20 protein-coding genes are annotated in these 20,168 nt (G+C 66.0%); 2 read left to right on the top strand and 18 right to left on the bottom strand.

The genetic code is table 11. The features are described 5' to 3' along the window. Nucleotides 1-54: 54 nt before the first annotated feature. From lspA to BT183_RS13710, 12 genes are all read right to left on the bottom strand, one after another. The gene (lspA, locus tag BT183_RS13765) at nucleotides 55-600 is read right to left on the bottom strand and encodes a signal peptidase II (protein ID WP_072344097.1); all 546 of its coding nucleotides are present in this window, start codon (nucleotides 598-600) and stop codon (nucleotides 55-57) included. 14 nt (nucleotides 601-614) lie between these two features. Then, nucleotides 615-3,764, bottom strand: coding sequence for an isoleucine--tRNA ligase (gene ileS, locus BT183_RS13760; protein ID WP_072344094.1), 3,150 nt, complete (start codon nucleotides 3,762-3,764; stop codon nucleotides 615-617). A 150-nt stretch (nucleotides 3,765-3,914) separates the two neighbouring features. Next, nucleotides 3,915-5,237: a branched-chain amino acid ABC transporter permease gene (locus tag BT183_RS13755; protein ID WP_072344091.1), complete on the bottom strand. Its 1,323-nt coding sequence runs from the start codon at nucleotides 5,235-5,237 to the stop codon at nucleotides 3,915-3,917. After that, nucleotides 5,234-6,241 (bottom strand): branched-chain amino acid ABC transporter permease, encoded by a 1,008-nt coding sequence (locus tag BT183_RS13750; protein WP_072344088.1) that lies wholly within the window; start codon nucleotides 6,239-6,241, stop codon nucleotides 5,234-5,236. Before BT183_RS13750 ends, BT183_RS13755 begins: the two co-directional genes overlap by 4 nt. Nucleotides 6,242-6,246: 5 nt before the next feature. After that, nucleotides 6,247-6,951 (bottom strand): ABC transporter ATP-binding protein, encoded by a 705-nt coding sequence (locus tag BT183_RS13745; RefSeq protein WP_072344085.1) that lies wholly within the window; start codon nucleotides 6,949-6,951, stop codon nucleotides 6,247-6,249. Next, a complete protein-coding gene (locus BT183_RS13740) occupies nucleotides 6,948-7,739 on the bottom strand; it encodes an ABC transporter ATP-binding protein (RefSeq protein ID WP_072344082.1) in 792 nt (263 codons plus the stop codon). Before BT183_RS13740 ends, BT183_RS13745 begins: the two co-directional genes overlap by 4 nt. Nucleotides 7,740-7,871: 132 nt before the next feature. Continuing rightward, nucleotides 7,872-8,234 (bottom strand): methylglyoxal synthase, encoded by a 363-nt coding sequence (locus tag BT183_RS13735; protein WP_072344079.1) that lies wholly within the window; start codon nucleotides 8,232-8,234, stop codon nucleotides 7,872-7,874. A 21-nt stretch (nucleotides 8,235-8,255) separates the two neighbouring features. After that, the gene (locus BT183_RS13730) at nucleotides 8,256-8,645 is read right to left on the bottom strand and encodes a response regulator (protein WP_072344799.1); all 390 of its coding nucleotides are present in this window, start codon (nucleotides 8,643-8,645) and stop codon (nucleotides 8,256-8,258) included. A 115-nt stretch (nucleotides 8,646-8,760) separates the two neighbouring features. Further along, nucleotides 8,761-9,810, bottom strand: coding sequence for a protein-glutamate methylesterase/protein-glutamine glutaminase (locus BT183_RS13725; RefSeq protein WP_072344076.1), 1,050 nt, complete (start codon nucleotides 9,808-9,810; stop codon nucleotides 8,761-8,763). After that, nucleotides 9,807-10,664 (bottom strand): CheR family methyltransferase, encoded by an 858-nt coding sequence (locus tag BT183_RS13720; RefSeq protein WP_072344073.1) that lies wholly within the window; start codon nucleotides 10,662-10,664, stop codon nucleotides 9,807-9,809. The genes BT183_RS13725 and BT183_RS13720 overlap by 4 nt, the downstream gene beginning before the upstream one ends. 30 nt (nucleotides 10,665-10,694) lie before the next feature. Further along, nucleotides 10,695-11,945 carry a hypothetical protein gene (locus BT183_RS13715; protein ID WP_072344070.1) on the bottom strand — a complete coding sequence of 417 codons (1,251 nt, stop codon included), beginning with the start codon at nucleotides 11,943-11,945 and terminating at the stop codon, nucleotides 10,695-10,697. A 109-nt stretch (nucleotides 11,946-12,054) separates the two neighbouring features. Beyond that, nucleotides 12,055-12,633: a chemotaxis protein CheD gene (locus BT183_RS13710; protein WP_143145802.1), complete on the bottom strand. Its 579-nt coding sequence runs from the start codon at nucleotides 12,631-12,633 to the stop codon at nucleotides 12,055-12,057. A gap of 189 nt (nucleotides 12,634-12,822) precedes the next feature. On the opposite strand from BT183_RS13710, the gene BT183_RS13705 reads away from it, so the two are divergent. Beyond that, nucleotides 12,823-13,176 carry a hypothetical protein gene (locus tag BT183_RS13705; RefSeq protein WP_072344067.1) on the top strand — a complete coding sequence of 118 codons (354 nt, stop codon included), beginning with the start codon at nucleotides 12,823-12,825 and terminating at the stop codon, nucleotides 13,174-13,176. Between the two features lie 28 nt (nucleotides 13,177-13,204). Here the strand turns inward: BT183_RS13705 and BT183_RS13700 are convergent, their stop codons facing one another. The 4 genes from BT183_RS13700 to BT183_RS13685 all read right to left on the bottom strand — a co-directional run bounded on the left by BT183_RS13700 (nucleotide 13,205) and on the right by BT183_RS13685 (nucleotide 16,640). Then, on the bottom strand, nucleotides 13,205-13,675 hold the full coding sequence (locus BT183_RS13700) for a chemotaxis protein CheW (RefSeq protein WP_244545334.1): 471 nt from the start codon (nucleotides 13,673-13,675) through the stop codon (nucleotides 13,205-13,207). A gap of 102 nt (nucleotides 13,676-13,777) precedes the next feature. After that, nucleotides 13,778-15,964: a chemotaxis protein CheA gene (locus BT183_RS13695; protein WP_072344061.1), complete on the bottom strand. Its 2,187-nt coding sequence runs from the start codon at nucleotides 15,962-15,964 to the stop codon at nucleotides 13,778-13,780. Nucleotides 15,965-15,981: 17 nt separating this feature from the next. Continuing rightward, nucleotides 15,982-16,341 carry a response regulator gene (locus BT183_RS13690; RefSeq protein ID WP_143145801.1) on the bottom strand — a complete coding sequence of 120 codons (360 nt, stop codon included), beginning with the start codon at nucleotides 16,339-16,341 and terminating at the stop codon, nucleotides 15,982-15,984. Nucleotides 16,342-16,349: 8 nt separating this feature from the next. Then, nucleotides 16,350-16,640: an STAS domain-containing protein gene (locus tag BT183_RS13685; RefSeq protein WP_072344055.1), complete on the bottom strand. Its 291-nt coding sequence runs from the start codon at nucleotides 16,638-16,640 to the stop codon at nucleotides 16,350-16,352. Between the two features lie 171 nt (nucleotides 16,641-16,811). Here BT183_RS13685 and BT183_RS13680 point away from each other — a divergent pair, with 171 nt between their 5' ends. Then, nucleotides 16,812-18,161, top strand: a complete 1,350-nt coding sequence (locus BT183_RS13680) for an NAD(P)H-dependent oxidoreductase (RefSeq protein ID WP_072344052.1) — start codon at nucleotides 16,812-16,814, stop codon at nucleotides 18,159-18,161. Nucleotides 18,162-18,167: 6 nt separating this feature from the next. Here BT183_RS13680 and BT183_RS13675 read toward each other — a convergent pair whose 3' ends face one another. Together BT183_RS13675 and BT183_RS13670 are read right to left on the bottom strand one after the other, a co-directional pair. Beyond that, a complete protein-coding gene (locus BT183_RS13675) occupies nucleotides 18,168-18,539 on the bottom strand; it encodes a response regulator (protein WP_072344049.1) in 372 nt (123 codons plus the stop codon). Then, nucleotides 18,536-19,966 carry an HWE histidine kinase domain-containing protein gene (locus BT183_RS13670; protein ID WP_177282535.1) on the bottom strand — a complete coding sequence of 477 codons (1,431 nt, stop codon included), beginning with the start codon at nucleotides 19,964-19,966 and terminating at the stop codon, nucleotides 18,536-18,538. The genes BT183_RS13675 and BT183_RS13670 overlap by 4 nt, the downstream gene beginning before the upstream one ends. Nucleotides 19,967-20,168 lie beyond the last annotated feature (202 nt).

Below are 20,168 nucleotides of genomic sequence, written 5' to 3'. Positions count from 1 at the left end.
ACGGCGCTTATAGCCCAAGATCGGCGGTAAGGCCAGAATTTGGCATCAATGCGTTCACGCCCGCTTACCGCGCCCCAGCCCGAGCATGTCGAGCACAAGCAGCAGCACCCCAAGCGTGATGGCCAGGTCGGCGAGGTTGAACACGTAGAACGACCAGCCACCCCAGTGAAAGTGGAAGAAATCGGCCACCGCGCCCCAGATCAGCCGGTCGAGCGCATTGGAAAGCGCCCCGCCCAGCGCCAGGGCCAGCCCCAGCCGGATGAGGGTGCTGTCGGCCCTTATCCACCACACGACCAGCGCCGCCATGGCGATGACCATGACGAGGCTCAGCACCCATGCGGGCAGCGAATCGAGCAGGCCATAGGAAATGCCGGTGTTCCACACCAGCACATAGTCGAAGAAATCGGTGACGCGGATGACCTCGCCGCCGCGCCAACCCGTCAGCCCCTGCGGCACGAAGGCGATGAGATCGCCCACGCAGCGCGCCTCCCCGATGGCAAAGCAATCGGGCGAGACATGCAGCTGCTTCTGCACCCGGTCGAGACCGAAGGCGATGCCGCCCAGGAGCAGCGATTGCCAGAGTTGGCGAGCCGGGATCACTGCGCTGCTGCCCCTCAGAGCCCTGCCCGTGCCCGTTCGCGCAGCGCCTGAGCGTCGCGCGGCGTGACATCGGGGAATTCGGGGTCGGAGCCCACATGGGGCGAGACCTTCCACGATCGGGCGCAGCGCCTGCCCTCGGCAAGGCCCGGCACCACGGCGACGCCGGGCACCTCATCGAGCCGGAAGGCATCGGCCGGGCCCTCGCCCTCGGCGATGGTGAGGGCCGAGGTGATGGCGATATCGGCGAACTCGCCGGCATCGATCAGCGCGCGCAGGGCGGGATCGGCGATATGGACCACCGGGGCCGCCTCGAGCGAGGAGCCGATGCGCTTTTCGCGCCGCTCGATCTCGAGCGCGCCGGTAATGACGCGGCGCACGGCGCGCAGCTTCTGCCATTTGGCGGCCAGGGCCTCGTCGAGCCAGTCGGCCGGCACATCGGGGAAAAGCCGCAGATGCACCGAGGCGTCGGCTTCGGTGTGGCGCTCGAGCCAGCACTCTTCCATGGTGAAGACGAGGATGGGCGCGAGCCAGGCGGTGAGGCAATCAAACAGCGTATCGAGAACCGTCAGCGCCGAGCGCCGGCGCAGCGACGAGATCGGATCGCAATAGAGCGCATCCTTGCGGATGTCGAAATAGAAGGCCGACAGCTCGATATTCATGAAGTTGGAAAGGAGGGTGACGACCTTGCGGTAGTCATACTCCTCATAAGCGCCGCGCACCTGCCGGTCGAGCTGGGCGAGCCGATGCAGCATAAGCCGCTCGAGCTCGGGCATGTCGCGCGGGGCGACACGATCCTCAGGCTGGTAATGGGCCAGATTGCCCAAGAGCCAGCGCAGGGTGTTCCTCAGCTTGCGATAGGCGTCCACCGTGGTCTGGATGATCTCCTTGCCCAGCCGCAGATCCTCGGAATAATCCGAAGAGGCGACCCAGAGCCTCAGGATATCGGCGCCATACTGCTTGATGATGTCCTGCGGGGCGACGGTATTGCCCAGCGACTTGGACATCTTCTTGCCCTCGCCATCCATGGTGAAGCCATGGGTCAGCACACGCTCATAGGGAGCGTGGCCATTGGTGGCGCAGCTTTCGAGCAGCGAGGAATGGAACCAGCCGCGATGCTGGTCCGAGCCTTCGAGATACATCGAGGCGGGGAATTTGAGGTGCTTCCACTTCTGCTTGTTGCGCAGCACGAAGGCATGGGTGGAGCCACTGTCGAACCAGACATCGAGGATGTCGGTGACCATCTCATAGTCTTCTGCACGATGCTCGGACCCGAGGAAGCGCTCGGCTGCGCCGGGCTTGTACCAGGCGTCGGCGCCCTCTTCCTCGAAGGCCTGCCCGATGCGGTGGTTGACCGCCTCGTCGCGCAGGATGACGCCACTGGCCTTGTGCACGAACACCGTGATCGGCACGCCCCAGGCGCGCTGGCGCGACAGCACCCAGTCGGGCCGCTCGGCGATCATGGCGCGCAGGCGATTCTGGCCCGTTGCGGGGTAGAATTTCGTGGCGTCGATGGCACGCAGCGCACGGTTGCGCAGGGTGTCTGGAGCGTCGGTGGCCTCGGCGGCTGGGGCCAAGGCCCCCTCACCCTGTCCCTCTCCCCCCAGGGAGAGGGGACGCTGGGGCGCGGCCTCGGTGCCAGCCGCAACCTCGATCGGCTTGTCCATATAGACGAACCATTGCGGGGTGTTGCGGTAGATCACCGGCTTCTTGGAGCGCCAGGAATGGGGATATTGGTGCTTGAGGCGACCACGGGCAAAGAGCCGGTCGGCAGCGATCAGCGCCTCGATGACGCGCTTGTTGGCATCGCCCTTCTTGCCGGCATCGTCGATGACACGCGCGGGCCCGCCTTCGGCCTCGGGACCGAAGCCGGGCACGTCTTTGGTGTAAAAGCCCGCACCATCGACGAGGAAGCGGATATTCGTCTCGATGCCACGACCCGCAAGCGCGCGGGCATTGTTCATCCAGACCTCGAAATCGTCCGTGCCATGGCCGGGCGCGGTATGCACAAAGCCGGTGCCGGCATCGTCGGTCACGTGCTCGCCATCGAGAAGCGGCACGTCGAACATGTAGCCGCCGGCAATTCCGCGCAGGGGATGGGCGCAGGTGATGGCTTCGAGCACACCCCACGGCACCACATCGACCTTTCTCCAGCCGCCCTCGGCCACGCGAGCCTTCGCGAAGACTTCAGGAGCTAGCTTCTCTGCCACGATATAGCGCTCTCCGCACTTCGCCCAACGAGGTGCAGAGGGGTCGTCGGGTTGCGTAACCTCGAAAACCGCGTAATCAATGCGCGAAGAAAACGAAATGGCCCTGTTGGCTGGAATAGTCCATGGCGTTGTAGTCCAGATCAGGACATAGGCGCTGACAAGCCAGTCGAAGTTGCCGGGACGAAGCTCAGCCGATACAGAATGGCCATCGGATACATACCCGGACGAAGTCGCGAGCGACCATTTTGCATCCTCTGACAGCTCTACCTTTGCAACAGGAAACTTCACCCAGATCGCATCGCTCTCGTAATCCTGATACTCGATCTCGGCTTCGGCCAGCGCGGTGCGTTCCACCACCGACCACATCACGGGCTTGCTGCCGCGATAGAGCTGGCCGGTCATCGAGACCTTCATGAGTTCGCGCGCGATCGCCGCCTCGGCATCGAAGCTCATGGTGAGATAGGGATTGTCCCACTCGCCGAGGACGCCCAGCCGCTTGAATTCCTCGCGCTGGATATCGACCCAGCTTTCCGCAAAGCGCCGGCATTCCTGCCGGAATTCGACGACGGGGACGTCGTTTTTGTCCTTGCCGGCCTTGCGATACTGCTCCTCGATCTTCCATTCGATGGGCAGGCCGTGGCAATCCCAGCCCGGCACATAGGCGGAATTGTAGCCCAGCATCTGCATGGAGCGCGACACGAGGTCCTTGAGCACCTTGTTGAGCGCATGCCCGATATGGATGTTGCCATTGGCGTAGGGCGGGCCATCATGCAGCGTAAAGAGCGGCCGGTCGGCGGCTTGCTCGCGCTGGCGGGCATAGATGTCGAGATCCTCCCAGCGCTTGAGCCAGTCCGGCTCGCGCTGCGGCAGCCCGGCGCGCATGGGGAATTCGGTCTGCGGCAGGAACAGCGTCGCCGAATAATCGGTCTCAGCGGCAGGAGTGGCGTGCTCGTTCATGGCGGCTCGGCTCTATGGGCGGGATTGGCCGGCCTTGTAGCAAGGGCAGGCCGGAGGGGCAAAGGGAAATGGGGCGGAGGCCGAAGGGGCCTGCCCCCTCGCCCCCGTCCGCCTCGGCTTGATGGCTTTTCGAACCAGCGCTGAAAAGATCTAGCGCCGGGCTTCCCCCGTCCGTTCGGGAATGAGCCCGCGCGGGGCAAAGCGCAGGGCGAGCGCGATGACGGCGCCTAGCACGAAGACGCGCATCTGCAGGGCGCGGGAATCGATCTCGGGAATGGCGCCCCAGCCGATCGCGCTGGTCCAGCCCGACAGCCCCTGGAACAGCAACTGCGCGATGGGGTCCGAAATCACCCAGACGATGTAGATCAGCAGCGCGCCGATCAGCACGCCCCAGTTGTTGCCGGCTCCACCCACGATCACCATCACCCACACCAGGAAGGTGTGGTTGATCGGCTGGTAGCCGGAGGGATCGAAGATCTGGTTGAAGGTGACGAGGATGGCCCCGCCCACCCCCATCAGCACCGAGCCCAGCACGAAGAGCTCGATCTGGCGGCCGGTGACGTTCTTGCCCATCGAGGCGGCGGCGATGTGGTTGTCGCGGATGGCGCGCATCATCCGACCCCACGGCCCGCCATAGGCGCGCTGCACGAGCACGAAGACCACGGCCAGCACCGCGATCAGCAGCGCGAGGAAGCCGAAGCGGGCATAGATGAAGGATTCGGCGATCGGCACGCCATTGGCCTGGAAATCCTGCGGGATCGGCGTCGGCCATGGCAACGGCGCAACGGCGGCGGTGCCGCGCGTCAGCCAGTCCATGTTCTTGATCAGCGCGCGCAGGATCTCGGAGATGCCGATGGTGGCGATGGCGAGATAATCGGTGCGCAGCCCGAGGCAGATCCGCCCCATCCACCAGGCGATCAGCGCCGCCAGCAGCCCGCCGAACACCCAGCCCAGCACCGGATGCAGCCCGAGCCCGCCGACAAAGCCGGCATTGGCCTCGATATAGGCGGCGGCTGGATCGATCTGGCTGCGATAGATGATGTAGGCGACGAACCAGGCGAGCACGGTGAGCGCCGTCTTCCACCGCCCCCTGATGCCGATGCGGTCGGCCCGGCGCGCGGCGAAAACCAGCGCAACCCCGATGAGGAAGGCGATGAGCGCTCGGCCAAGCAGCAGCGGCCCATCGCTGTTCCAGAAGCTCATGTTGACGGGGAACGAGACGAACACCACCGAGGCGCCGCCCACCATCAGGAAGCCCATGATGGCGAAGTTGAAGAGCCCGCCATAGCCCCACTGGATGTTGAGGCCCAGCGCAATCAGCGCATAGGCGAAGGCCTGCACGAGCAGCAGCCCGATGCTGGCCGTACCCTGAACATAGCCAAGACCCACCACGAGGACGAACATGGCGGCAAACAGCAACACGGCCCGGCGCACCGGGTTTGGCTCCTTGCGAGGGGCGGCGACGGCGTTCATGTCGATGCTCCCTTGAAGATACCGGTGGGCCGCACCAGCAGCGTCACCACGAGGATGATGAAGGCGACCGTCAGCTTGTATTCGGTGGGCACCAGCGCAAGGTTGGGCGGCAGCGCCCAGCCTTCGGGCAGGATGGTGTTGAGCGGGCGCAGCACCGCCGTCCAGTTGAAGACGGCCAGCGTTTCGGCAAAGGCGATCAGGAAGCCCCCGACGATGGCGCCATAGGCGTGCCCGAGCCCGCCAACGATGGCGGCGGCAAAGATCGGCAGCACGATGTTGAACGCAAGGTCGGGCATCAGGGCCACGTCGAGCGCCAGCATCGTGCCGGCAAGGCAGGCAAGGCTGCCCGCGATCACCCAGGTGACGACCACGACGAGCTGCGTATTGATGCCCGAGACCTGCGCAAGGGCGGCATTGTCGGCCATGGCGCGCATCGCCTTGCCCAGCCGCGAGCGGGTGAGGAAAAAGTGCAGCGCCAGAACGGCAAGGAAGGTCACCGCGAACATCAGCACCTGCGGTTCGGTGATGCTGATGGGCCGCGTGCCCCCGGCCCAGCTCATGTCGATGCGGAAGATGTCCTTGGCTTCGCCAGCCACATACATCTGCCGCGTGCTCGAGCCGAAAATCAGCCGGATCAGCCCCTGGATCATCAGCGTCACGCCGATCGACGCGATCAGCAGCGTCACCGGCTTGGCGCCGCGATCGCGCAAGGGGGCGTAAAAGCCCTTGTCGATGCCCAAAGCGAGAAGTGCGGTGATCGCCATGGCGAGCGGCAGGACGATGAAGGCGATGGGCACCGGCGCCGAGAACCCCATGGCCGCGAAGGCCGAGGCCAGCACGAATGCAGTGAAAGCGCCCATGGTCATCATGTCGCCATGGGCGAAATGAGCAAAGCGCAGGATGCCGAAGACCAGGGTGACCCCGATGGCACCCAGTGCATAGATCGAGCCCAGCACCGTGCCCGAGATCAGCACGCGGTTGATAAAGAAGATCAGCTCGTCCATGCCCCTCAGCCCCCCAGGAAGCTCTTGGCGACGTCGGGATCGGCCAGAAGCTCGGCGCCCGTGCCGGTGAAGCGGTTCTGCCCGGAGGCGAGCACAAACCCCTTGCTGGCAAAGCCCAGCGCCTGCCGCGCGTTCTGCTCGACCATCAGGATGCCGACACCCGCCTTGTTGACCGAGACGATGGTCTCGAAGATCTCGATGACATAGCGCGGGGAGAGACCGGCCGAGGGTTCGTCGAGCATCAGCAGGTCGGGCTTGCTCATCAGCGCCCGGCCCATGGCCACCATCTGGCGCTGCCCACCCGACAATTCGCCGGCCGGCTGGCGCCGCTTGTCCTTGAGCGGGGGGAACATGTCGTAGACCCAGGCGAGGGTGTCGGAGAAATCGTCCCGCCGGGTGAAGGCCCCCATCTCGAGGTTCTCATTGACGCTCATCGAGGTGAAGACGTTCTTTTCCTGCGGCACGAAGGAGAGGCCCATCGGCACGAGCCGGTCGGGCAGCGAATTGGCGATCTCCTTGCCCTTGAACAGGATCGACCCGCCGGTGACCTTCAAAAGCCCGAAGATCGCCTTGAGCGTCGTCGACTTGCCCGCGCCATTGGGGCCGACCACGACACCGATGTCGGATTTGTCTATGGCCATCGACACACCGTTGAGGATCGGCGCGCCGCCATAGCCGCCCACGACCGTGTCGAGCACGATGAGGCTCATGAGGTCGCCTCCACGGTGACGGGGGAGCCGAAATAGGCCTCGACGATCTCTGGATTCTGCCGGATTTCGCTCATCGGCCCTTCGGCGATGACCCGGCCTTGCGCCATCACGATCACGGGGTCGCAAAGCCGGCCGATCAGGTCCATGTCGTGCTCGATGACGAAGAACGTATAGCCCAGTTCGGTGTTCATGCGCTCGATATTGGCGGCGAGGTCATTGAGCAGCGTCTTGTTGACGCCTGCCGCCACCTCGTCGAGCAGCACCGCCTTAGCGTCGACCATCATGGTGCGGCCCAGTTCGAGGAGCTTTTTCTGGCCGCCCGAAAGATTGCCCGCCAGCTCGTCTTTGACGTGGCCGAGCTTGAGGAAATCGATGACATCGAGCGCGCGGCGGCGCACCTGCGCATCGGCAGCGCGCACGGCGCCGGGCTTGAGCCAGGTGGTCAAAAGGCTTTCGCCCGGCTGGTCGGCCGGCACCATCATCAGGTTTTCGAGCGCCGTCATGTTGGAGAATTCATGCGCGATCTGGAAGGTGCGCAGCATGCCGCGCCCGAACAGCCGATGCGGCGACAGCCCCGTGACATCGGCGCCATTAAACAGGATCTGCCCGCTATCGGGCACGATATTGCCGGCTACGAGGTTGAAGAGCGTCGACTTGCCCGCGCCATTGGGCCCGATCAGCCCGGTGATCGAGCCGCGCTCGACCCGGAGCGAGCAGTCGTCCACCGCGACGAGACCGCCGAACCGCTTGCTGACATTTTTGACATCGATGACTGCGTCGAAGCTCAACCCCGCCTGCCCCGGTTGGTTTTCCGTGTTTCCCCGCGGCTCTTTTGGGCCGCCTCACGCGGGCGTTTCGCCCTTGCGCGTCGAGCCGCATCTGCTCACAAGCGGGGGAAGCGGTCAACCTTGACCGGTTGGTCAAATCGCCGCCAGCACCGCGTCGGCCGTAGGGCGATTGATGGCGAACAGCGTGTCGTAAAGCGTCGCGAGGCGGATCAGCGCCTTGATGTCGACGTCATGGGGCTGGGCGGTCAGCGGATCGATGAAAAAGACCAGCGCATCGAGCTGCCCCTCGACGATCATGGCGCCAAGCTGCGCGTCTCCGCCAAGGGGCCCGCTCTTGAGCCGGGTGAGCGCAAGCCCGGTTTCGGCCATCACGCGTCCGCCGGTGGTGCCGGTGGCGAAAATCGTGTGGCGGGACAGCGCCTCGCGATTGGCCAGCGCCCAGGCGGCCAGCTCGTCCTTCTTGTCGTCATGTGCGACGAGGCCGATACGGGCCATCAACTCTCTCCGTAAAGACGCTCAGCTCAACGCGCCGATCACTGCCTCGATGCGCTTTTTCATTGTCATCGCATCGAAGGGCTTGATGATGTAATTGTTGACGCCAGCCGCGATGGCTTCCTTCACCTGCTCCTTGTCGGAGCGGCCGGTGGCCATGATGAAGGGCGTATTCTGCGTGCGCGGATGCTTCCTGACCACCTTGAGCAGGGTCAGCCCGTCGACATCATCCATGTTCCAGTCCGAGATGATCAGGTCGACATGGGTCTGCTCGAGCTTGCCCATGGCGTCGCGACCGGATTTGGCCTCAACGATGTCCTTGAAGCCCAGTTGCCCCAATATATACTTGCAGATGCTGCGCATGGACTGCTGGTCATCCACGATCATCACGCTGACGCTGCTGGCCTTGGGCATGTCGAGTTCTGCTTCTGCATCGCGGCCGGCGCGGCCCTCATGGCCCGGAACGCTAGGGCCCAAGCGTTACAATTCTCTCAATCCGCCCCTCGCGGGGCCTGCGTAGCCGGGCCTGTCAGGCGGCCCGGCGCAGCCGCGACAGGGCTTGTACGAGCCGCAGGCCGATGGCTTCCATCGGCGCCTGCTCGATCACCGCCCCCTCCTCGAAGGCAACGCGCGGCATGCCGTAGACCAGCGCAGACTCGGGGCTCTGCCCGATGGTGTGGGCACCGGCCTCGCGCATGGCGAGGAGGCCCCGCGCGCCGTCGCGCCCCATGCCGGTGAGGATGACGCCAAGGGCCATCGGCCCCACGGTCTCGGCCACCGACTGGAAGAGCGCATCGACGCTCGGCCGATGGCCTGAAATCGCCGCATCCTGCCCCAGCGCGGTCCGCAGCCGCCCCTGCGCGCCCCTGATGCGCAGATGGCTGTCCCCGGGCGCCACATAGGCATGGCCGGGGGCCAGCACCATGCCATCCTCAGCCTCGACGACCCGCATCGGGCAGAGTTCATCGAGGCGAGCGGCAAAACGGGCCGTGAAGCCGGCCGGCATGTGCTGGGTGATCAGCACCGGCGCACAGTCCGCGGCGAGCCCCGAAAGGACCATCCGGATGGCGTCGACACCGCCGGTCGAGGCGCCGATCGCGATCACCGACCCCTCCGGACCGGCTGCGCTCGGCGCGTTACGGATGCCGCCCCCCGCTTCGCCATCCGGGGCACGCAGGCTGCGCACGGTGGCGGCTGCCCGCAATTTGTCGCGCAGGGCGGCGCCGAACCGCTCGAGCCCGTTCGAGAGCGTCGCATCGGGCTTGGCCACGAAATCCACCGCCCCCAGTTCGAGCGCCAGCAGCGTCTCGTCGGCGCCCTTGCGCGTGAGGGTCGAGACCATCACCACCGGCATGGGATGAAGCCGCATCAGCCGTTCGAGAAAGGCCAGCCCGTTCATGCCGGGCATTTCCACATCGAGGGTCAGCACGTCGGGGTTGAGCGCCTTGATCTTCTGGCGCGCCTCGTTGGGCTCGGCAGCGGTGCCGCACACCTCGATGTCGCCGTCGCGCACCAGAAGGCTCGAGAGCACGTCGCGGATGAGGCGCGAATCGTCGACCACCAGCACGCGGATGCTCATGCCGCCCTCCGTCCGGGCCCGGCGCGCAGGGAAAAGATCGTCCGCCCCACCGAGGCCAGCCCCAGTTCGCCCGCCGGCAGCGTCTCGGAATGGCCGATATAGAGGCACCCTTCGGGCACCAGCATCGGCACCATGCGCCTGAACAGCGCCATCTGGGTCGGCTTGTCGAAATAGATGACGACGTTGCGGCAGAAGATGGCGTCGAAGGGGCCGCGCATCGGCCAGGGGTCCATGAGGTTGAGCGGCTTGAACGTCACGACCCCATGCGCTGCCTGCGGTATGCGCACATGGCCGTCCCCATCCGCCAGGAACATGGCTCGCCGGGCAGGCGTCAGGCCATCGGCTTCGCTCGCCGCATAGCGCCCGCTGGCTGCACGGGCCAGCACATCGGTATCGACATCGGTCGCAAGGATGCGGAAATCCCAGCTCTTCAACCCGGGATGGGATGCCAGCAGCGCCATCGCCATGGTGTAGGGCTCCTGCCCCGTGGAACAGCCCGCCGACCAGAGCCTGAGGCGGGGCCGCCCATCGGCGCTGCGGCGCGGCGGGTGCGCCATCAGCTTGCCGACATGGGCGACCAGATGGTCGAAATGATGCTCTTCGCGAAAGAACCGCGTGAGATTGGTGGTGAGGGCGTTGATGAAGGCCTGCCGGTCCTCGGCCACGGCGCCATGATCGAGATGGTCGAGATAGGCGGTAAAGCCGGACAGTCCCAGGCTGCGCACGAGCCGGGAGAGGCGTGAAACGACCAGCTGGCGCTTGGCCTCCGACAGCGAGATGCCGGCCTCGCGCTGCACGCGCGCCCTGATGCGGGTGAATTCCGCATCGCTGAGCGGAATTTCGATCTGCTCCATGCCCTGCCCCCTGCCGGGGATGGCAGCCGGTCAGGCGACGCGGCGTCGGCTCTTGCGCTCGAGACCCTTGTCGGTTTCCGCGCCGATGCCGTCGACGACTTCGCCCAGCGTGCCGAGCGCCGTGGCGCCCTCCCCCAGTACGGCGCGCAGCTTGCGCGACTCATTGCCAAGATTCTCTAAATGGGCCGAAATCTCGTCGAGCAGGGCCTCGACCTTTTCGGGCGAAGCGCCGCGGCTGGCCATCTGCGCGTCGGATGCGGTGATGATCGCCTCGCCCTCGAGCTTTTCCCAATGTTCGAGGGCATTGCGCGCCCGCGCCAGCGCGCCATTGACCTTTTCCACCCCGGTGCGGCCCATGGCGGCATGGTCCGAAATGGCGACCATGGCGCCCTGCAGGGTGGTCACGCTGGTTTCGAGCGCGAGCACGCGCTGCTCAAGGCTGGTATTGCTCGCCTCGGCCTCGTCACGGGCCTCGCCCATCTCGGCCATCAGCATGGCGATGCGTTCGAGCAGCGCCTGCGTGCCCGGCGGCAGGTCGCGCCCGCCTATGCCATCGAAGATGCCCGCCGCCATCCGGTCGAGCGCGGCGATGACGGCATCGAGGCGCTCCAGCGATTCCTGCATGGCGGCGATGACGGGAGAGCCCGAAACCGAACTCGGTGAAAAGCGCGCCCCCGCCGCCTCGCCCGAAAGCGCCGCCACGAAGAGTTCGTAATCATCCTCGGCAACGAAATGGCCGGCCGGCAGCAACTCGACGAGGATGCGCCCGGCCCCCACGCTGCTGCGCCGCAGGCGGAACCGGCGCGTGCCCAGCGCCACCAGCGGCTCGTGGCCCACCAGCACTTCGAGATCGAGCGCGGCCGCCCCGCCCTGCACCGACTGCTCGAGCCCGCGCGTCGCCGCCATGATGCCGGAGGGACCGATCAGCACGGCCGGATGCGAAAGCGCCGAGAAAGCGGTGCGGATCTGTCCGGCGCGGTCGAGCCGCTGCAGCAGCGCGGCCAGGATGGCTTCGACGCTTTCGCCTTCGCGCCCGACGAAAGCATGCTCGAGCTCCTGCGGCAGCCCGCGCAGCGCCGCGATGCGCGCCGAAAACGCCCGGTCGGCCACCCGGCCGACGATGAGGCTGACGCCTACCGCAAGGGTCATCAGCACCACGGTGATGAGCAGCGACACAAGCCCGGGGCCCATCGCGAGCACCAGGATGAGGCCGAAAAGGGCCGAGAGGGCGACCAGAACCCCGGAAACGAGGGCAACGCCGGCGCGGTCGAAGATCGGCAAGCGAGGCCGTGGGAACCCGAATCGAAAATTCATGCGGCGGAGTTTAACGAGTGCAGGGAGACAAATCCTTACCAAGGATGACAGGCTTTAGGAATTCGCTAACCAGCGATCAGAACATTTCGATTTCCGTATCTCGCGCCGCTGGCCGCGCCGCAAGGGCCAGTTCATCCATCGCCACGCGCCCGGCCAGCTGGGCATCGACGCGCTTGACGAAGGCCCGGCCCGAATGGGGCACGAACATGACCTTGCGGGCAAATTCGCCCCCGAGATCGGACGAGGCGGCCACATAGCCCTCCTCGGCCATGAACTGCACCATGAAGGCGATGTTGCGCGCCCCCACATCGCTCAGCGCCGCCGACACCCGCCCACCCCCGAAGAGCTTGAAGTCGAGATTGCCCTTTTTTCCGCTGCCGCTCGCGAGCACCGCATTGATCAGGGCCTCCATGGCAAAGGCGCCATAACGGGCGGTTTCGGAAAAGCGCGAGGCGCTACTGCCGGGCGCCTGCGCGAGGAGGAAATGGTTCATGCCCCCGACTCTGGCCACCCGATCATACACGCAGGCCGAAATGCACGAGCCCAGGACGGTGCTGAGCACGGTCTCGGGCGACCCCGAGACCAGCCACTCGCCCTGATGCACCATTGTGGGGGTGCCGCGGGGCAGGTCAGTGTTTTCGAGGCCGCTGGGCATCGTCTAGGCGCTCCGGAAGACCTGCAGCATCGGTTTGGCCGGCCGCGAGGCATGCCCCGGGCCGCATCGGCATGCTGCGCCGCAATCCTTAGGGAAGGGCTAACCACCTCTGCGGCGTTGAAGGCAAGCGGCAATCTCGGGGAAAGGATTTGCCCTTATGGTGCGCCTATGCATCGGGGGAAGCAGTCAATGTCTTTGCAGCGCGTGGCCCGCGAACTCGACGAAACGGCCCGGCAGACCGGCGCCCTCGCCGATGGCGTCACCGACGCGCTCGAAGTGCTTTCCGATACCAGCCTCACCGCCGAGGAGGCCCGGGCCCGCGCCATCCGCATGATCGTCTCGGCGCTCCAGGGGCAGGATCGCATCGCGCAGCGCTGCCACGACATGGCAATTGCGGTGCGCCAGCTCGCTTTGCTGCCCGCTGCGGCGCCCCAGAGCGATCACGACGAGATCTGGTCGCGCCTCGTGCTCGACGAACTCCGCATCCCCAGCCTCTCGGGCATCGCGGCCCAACGCTCGGACGGCGATGTGGAGCTGTTCTGAGGCCTGCCGCTGAAGGCCGGCCGCGCCCTCACGCGGCGGCGCGCGTCCAGCCGACCACTGCGGGCAGGTCGATCAGACCCACCATGCGCTGCTCATGGGTGATGATGCCCAGGAGCAGCTCGTTGTCGAGGCTGTTGCCCTGCGGCACCGGATGGATGGTTTCGCGCGCCACGGTCAGGATGTCGGACACCGCATCGACCAAGAGCCCCACCCACTTCTCGCCCACCGAGAGAACCACCACCACATGGGTCTTGGTCGGTTCGGTGCGGCCTTCCCCGAAACGGGCGCGCAGGTCAAAGATCGGCACGATAGTGCCGCGCAGGTTGATGACCCCGCGCACATAATCGCGCGTATTGGGCAGGGGCGTCGCCCCGTTCCAGGCGCGGATCTCGCGCACGGTGGTGATCTCAACCCCATAGGTCTGCTCGCCGATGGAAAAGGCGATCAGTTGCAGCCCGTCAGTGCTGCCGGAGATGCCGGCCGCCAGTCCCTCGTCCAATCCGATCCCGTCCAAATCCAGATCCCCCGATTATAGCGTTCGTCGCGTGTTCCGACGGCGAACCGGTATTCACTTCGCCAAAAAGCGCGCCGCTGCCCGCCCTCAGGCCGCCAGCCGCCTGACGCTGAGCCCGCGCACGCCCTCGACATCGACGATGAGCCCGACACTGCCATCGCCCAGGATGGTGCCGCCGGCGATGCCTTCGACGCGCTCGAAATTCTGCTCGAGGCTCTTGATCACCACCTGCTGCTGGCCGACGATATCGTCCACCACCAGCGCCACCCGCAGGCCCGCCTCGGCTTCGCACAAAAGGATGAAGCGGTCCTCGAGCGGCAGGGCGCTCGGCACGCCGAACACCGCGCCCAGATCCACCACCTGCACATAATCCCCGCGCACCCGCAGCATGCGCGCCCCCGAAGGTCCGACCCCGAATTCGGCGCGCGCGCACTGGATGGTTTCGAGAATGACCGAGAGCGGCACCACATAGGGCAGTCCGCCGAGCCGCACCAGCATCACATCGAGCACCGCGAGGGTCAGCGGCAGGCGCAGCGTCATCCGCGTCCCCTGCCCCGGCCGGCTGCGGACATCGACCGAGCCGCCGATCTTGTCGATATTGGCGCGCACCACATCCATCCCCACGCCACGCCCGGAAATGTCCGAGACCGTCTCGGCCGTGGAAAAGCCCGGCGCGAAGATGAGGTTGTCGATCTGCTCGTCGGACAGCACCTGGTCGGGGCCGACCACGCCGCGCGACCGGGCCACCGCCAGAACGCGCTCGCGGTCGATGCCCGCCCCGTCATCTTCCACGGTGATGAGGATATTGCCGCCCGCCTGCTCGGCCGAAAGCCTGATCGTGCCTTCCTCGGGCTTGCCGGCAGCGCGACGCCGCTCGATGCTCTCGATGCCATGGTCGGCTGCATTGCGGATCATGTGCGTCAGGGGGTCGGCGATCTGCTCGATCACCGTCTTGTCGATCTCGGTGGCCTCGCCCACCATGTCGAGACGGATTTGCTTGCCCGTGCGCGCACAGAGGTCGCGCACGAGGCGCGGCATGCGCGAGAACACCGATTTGACCGGCTGGGCGCGGATCGCCATCACCGAATCCTGCAATCCCCGTGTCGTCTGGGCCAGCACCTCGAGCCCGCGCACCAGCTCCTGGTAGCGGCTGCGCAGGGTTTCATCCATCTGCTGGGTCAGCATGGACTGGGTGATGACGAGCTCGCCCACCATGTTGACGACCCGGTCGATCTTGTCGAGATCCACCCGGATCGACTGTACCGCGCCGCGCCTGTCGGCTTCGGGCTCGGCGACAACCAGCGACAGCATCGGCGGGGCTTCGACCTCGGGTGCGGCGATCTCGGGCGCCGCAGGGGCGGCACTGCCTATCAAGGCTGCTGCAAGATCGGCAAAGCTGGGCGCGGCCTCTGCCGGCGGGGCCGATGGAGACACATCCTCTTCCCCCAGCGCCTCGATCGAGAGATCGCAGATGCCCTCGACGAACTCGAAGATCTCGGCGATCTGCTCAGGGCTCGCGGTGGCCGAGACGAGCCCGATCTCCCAGGAGGCATAGACCCCGAAGGGCTCGAAATCCGAGAGCGGCGGAATTTCCCCGATGATGGCGCGCACCTCGGTCTCGCCGAGGCTCGCCAGCTCGCGCAGAAGGATCAGCGGATCGTTGGCGCGGGCGTAAAGCTCGCCATGCGGGGTGAAGCGGATGAGATAGCGATTGCGCGAAAGCCTGAACGGGGCATCCTCGAAGGCATCGAGATCATCGCCGGTCGTCCGGCGCACCGCCTCCGGACGTGCCGCCAGATCGACCATCACCGGCACGAAATCGATGTCGAACTCCTCGATGGGGGCCTCGTCATCGGCGACAACCGGCTCGGCCTCGCCTGCACGCGTCTCGCCCGCGAGCAGGGCCGCGAACTCCATCTCCTCGGCATCCCCCAAGCCCGGCGCGGGGTTGCGCCCCTCGCGCGAGGCCGAGACCAGATCGGCGAGCACGTCATTGGCGCGGATGCAGAGCTTGATCGATGCCGGACCGAGCACGATGGTTCCCGACCGCACCTGGTCGAGCGCCGTCTCATAGGCATGGGCAAAGCCGATGAGCCGCACGAAGCCGAAGGCGCCCGCGCCCCCCTTGATCGAGTGCACGGCGCGAAAGACCGCGTTGAGCCGGCCGGGCGAGCGGTCGCCATCGGCAATGGCGGCGAACTGCTCTTCCAGCTCGCCGAGCAGCTCGGCGCATTCCTCAAAGAAGGTCGCCTGAAACGCGTCGAACTCGCCCATCTCGCTGCCTCCGCCCGCTAGTGCACGACGCGACGAATCACGGCGATCAGCTTGTCCGGATCGAAGGGCTTGACGATCCAGCCCGTGCCACCGGCGGCCCGGCCCTGGTCGCGCTTGTCCTGGCTCGTTTCGGTGGTGAGGATCAGGATGGGCAGGCTGTTGAAGCGGCCCGAGCTGCGCACGTTGCGGATGAAGGTGATGCCATCCATCACCGGCATATTGATGTCGGTGATCACGACGTCGACCGGCTCGCTCGCCAGAACGTCGAGCCCCTTCTGCCCATCCTCGGCCTGCAGAACCTCGAACCCGGCATTGGTCAGGGTATGGTGCAGCATGGCCAGGATGGTGCGGGAATCATCGACGGTGAGCACGCGCATCTTGGTCTTCATCCCCTGGTGAAGCCGGCGAACCGATCGCCCAGCCCCAGCCGCATTATTGCAACCGAGAGCGCCTGGCTCTGGGCCCGCAATTCCAGCGAGAACCCGTTGCGACGGGCGGTCTCGGCGGCACTCACCAGCATGAACAGGGCGTTGGTCGCCACGCGCCGCACCGCACTGCCATCGATCACGACAGGGCCGGTTTCGACTGCGTCGAGCAGCTGGTCGCGCACCCGGTCGAGACTGTCGAGATCGACCACGGGCGGCAATGCCACGGTCTTTCCGGCTGCCTCGGCCATAGCGCTGCGGTCCCCTGCCTCAATTCCTGGGCGTAAGTGTCTCCGGCAACCCTTTAGGAAGTGCTAAATGCCGGTGCGTGACGGCCGATTCAGCCTCTTTGCGGATTTCTACCAAGGCGCCGCGCCGCCCCAGTTCCCAACACCCCGGGGCGATGCTAGGAGCATCGGATCATGAAGCCCTCCGCCCCGCCGAAAAGCCTCGCCAACGTCCACCTCACCGGTATCGCCCGCGATCTCGCGGCGCGTGCCGATGCCGGCAAGCCGATCCGCATCGGCGTCATCGGCTCGGGAGAGATGGGCACCGATCTCGTCACCCAGGGCGCCCTGATGCGCGGCGTCGAAATCGCCGCCATCGCCACGCGCCGGCCCCATACCGCGCGCGCCGCGATGGATATCGCCTATGGCGATGACAGCATGGGCGTCGAATGCGAGAGCGCCGGCAAGGCCAGCGCCGCCATCGGCATGGGCAAGATCGCCATCACGCCGGCCGATACGCTCGTCACCATCCCCGAGATCGACGTGGTCATCGATGCAACCGGCAAGCCGGGTGTCGCGGCCGATTTCTGCCTGACCGCAATGGAGCACGGCAAGCATCTGGTGATGATGAATGTCGAGGCCGACGTCACCATCGGCCCCTATCTCAAGAAGGAAGCGGACCGGCTCGGCGTGGTCTATTCGGTGGGCGCGGGCGATGAGCCCTCCAGCTGCATGGAACTGATCGAGTTCGCCACCGCGCTCGGCTATCGCATCGTTTCGGCCGGCAAGGGCAAGAACAACCCGCTGAACCACGACGCGGTACCCGACGACTATCGCGAGGAAGCGATCCGTCGCAACATGAACCCGCGCATGCTGGTGGAGTTCGTCGACGGCTCAAAGACGATGGTCGAAATGTGCGCCATCGCCAATGCCACCGGGCTCGTGCCCGACGTGCCGGGCATGCACGGCCCCAAGGCCGACCGCGACCAGATGGTCAAGGTGCTGATCCCGAAAGAAGATGGCGGCATCCTCAACAAGAAGGGCGTCGTCGACTTCACGGTCGGCAAGGGCGTCGCGCCGGGGGTCTTCGTCATCGTCGAGGCCGAGCACCCGCGCATCATCGAGCGCATGGACGACCTGCATGTGGGGGTGGGGCCCTATTACAGCTTTTTCCGCCCCTACCACCTCACCAGCCTCGAAGTGCCGCTGACGGCGGCCCGCATCATGCTCTATGGCCGGCCCGACATGGTGCCCCTGCCCGAGCCCGTCGCCGAAGTCTGCGCCGTGGCCAAGCGCGACCTTGCGGTCGGCGAGACCTTCGATGCCATCGGGGAAACCTGCTATCGCAGCTTCGTCATGACCATCGGGGATTCCCGCGCGCGCGGGGCCGTGCCCGTGGGGCTGCTCGAAGGCGGCAAGGTCACCGCGCCGGTAAAAAAAGGTGACCTCATCACCACCGCCAACGCCACCCCCGATAGAAGCACCAAGCTCTATCGCCTGCGGTCCTTGCAGGACCAGATGTTCGGGCTGCCGGTTCGCGCCTGATCGGCCTCAGCGCCCGAGCGCCGAGCGCATCGCCTGCTCCAGCTCGGCGTCGCTGAAGGGCTTGCGCAGCCGCGGAGCCGAGCGCCAGGCCTCGCCGATGCCGGCATCGTCATAGCCGGTACAGAAGATGATCGGGATGTCGCGCGCCCGCAACAAATCGGCGACCGTCGTCGAGCGCTCGCCATTGACGTTCACGTCGAGCAGCGCCAGGTCGCATCCGCCCCCGGCCTCGATATGGCGCACCAGCGCATCGAGCCGCGAGAACGGGCCCACGACGGTTCCGCCCAGATCGACGACCATGTCCTCCGTCATCATCGAGACCAGAGGCTCGTCCTCGAGAATGAGGACCTGCAGATCGGACAGCGGCGACCCGCTCATGTGGCGTCTCCATGTTCGGCCGGCATGTCGAAGCGGGCCAGAAGGCCCTGCGGCCGGTAATCGATGCTGAAGCGGGCATCGGGCTTGGCCCGCATGGTCCGTTCGATGAGGCGTGTTCCGAACCCGGCTTCGCCAGGCTTGACCACGGGGGGGCCGCCGGATTCTTCCCAGACGATTTCGAGGCGCTCGGGGCGCCCCTCTTCGTCGGGCAGCACCTGCCAGCTCACCGTCACACGCCCATCGGGCACCGAGAGTGCACCATATTTGGCGGCATTGGTCGCCAGCTCATGGAACACGAGCCCCAGATTGACGGTGCGACGTGGCGAAAGCAGGGCGGCGGGTCCGGAAAGCGCGATGCGCCTTTCCCCGAAATGGGCCAGTTCCTGATGCAGCAGCGCCCTGAGCTCGACCCCGTTCCAGGCGGTTTCGGTCAAAAGATTATGCGTGCCCGAAAGCGCTGCGAGGCGGGCCTGCAGCTTGGTGCTGAATTCTGCCGGCGACGGCGTGCTCCGCAGCGTCTGCAGCACCAGCGCCTGCACGACGGCCAGGGTGTTCTTGACCCGGTGGTTGATCTCGTCGAGCAGCAATTGCTGATGATGGCTGGCCTGCACCTTCTCGGTCACGTCATTGCCCTGGACGAACACGGCGACCTGGGTGCCATCGTCATCGATGATCGGCTGCCAGACGAAATCGAGATAGATGCGCCGCTGCGCGCCGCCATCGGGGTCGCGCACCAAGAGCGGAAAGGCCTCGGCGATGAAGGCGCTGCCCGTACCGGGCCGCGCGCTCGCGCCGGTGGCACTGAAATGCCCCGTGATCTCGGCGAGGCTTCGCCCCACCACATCGTCTTTGCCCACGAGCCGTCGAAAGGCGTCGTTGGCCAGTTCCACCGTCTGGTCCGGGCCGGAAAACACCGCCATGAAGCCCGGCGCGGACTGGAACAGGCGCTTGAGGAAATCGCCTTCAGCGCGCAGCGTCTGGCTCAGGCTCTCGAGCCGCTGGGCCCGCTTGGTCACCTTGGCCTGCATGCCGGCCGTCGCATCCGGAGCCTCGGCGGCAAGGCCGGTGACGTCCTCTGCCTGCTGGATGATGTGGGTCACGTCCCCCGCATCGTTCCGCAGCGGGGTATGGGTGCAGCTCCAGTATTTGAGCACGCGCTGTCCGTTGGGGCCGGGAACGGCATAGGGGAAGAAGGCGACGACATTCTCCTCGCCCGCCAGCGCCCGCTCGAAGGCCTCCTGATAGCGCCGCAGATTATCGCCCTCTTCCGGGAAAGCCTCGAAGACGTGGCGCCCGATCAGGTCGGCGCGCCGGCTCGTGGTTGCGGCGCAATAGGCTGCGTTGGCCTCGACGAACCGCAGATTACGGTCCAGCACCATGAAGGGCACCGGAAGGCTCTGGAAAATCCTTGCGTAGTCAGCGCTCACAGGCAGATCCGAAAGGCGAGAGCCGGCGCTTGGTGCCCGGCAAATCGTGTCTGAATGCGGGAAACGGAAAGGTGGTTCCGCCGCAGGATGGATTTTTTGCGCCACGCGGTGTGCCGCGCGCATGAACCGTTCGCCGACCCTGCTGGACAGGGCCGCGACCCCACCGCTAAACCCTTGCATGCATCAGAGGAGATCCATGTCC

Origin of the sequence: Devosia enhydra, assembly GCF_900119845.1 — a bacterium.
Classification (GTDB): Bacteria; Pseudomonadota; Alphaproteobacteria; order Rhizobiales; family Devosiaceae; genus FPKU01.
Note: the sequence above shows the minus strand (reverse complement) of the source record. Positions and strands in the feature narration are given on the sequence as shown.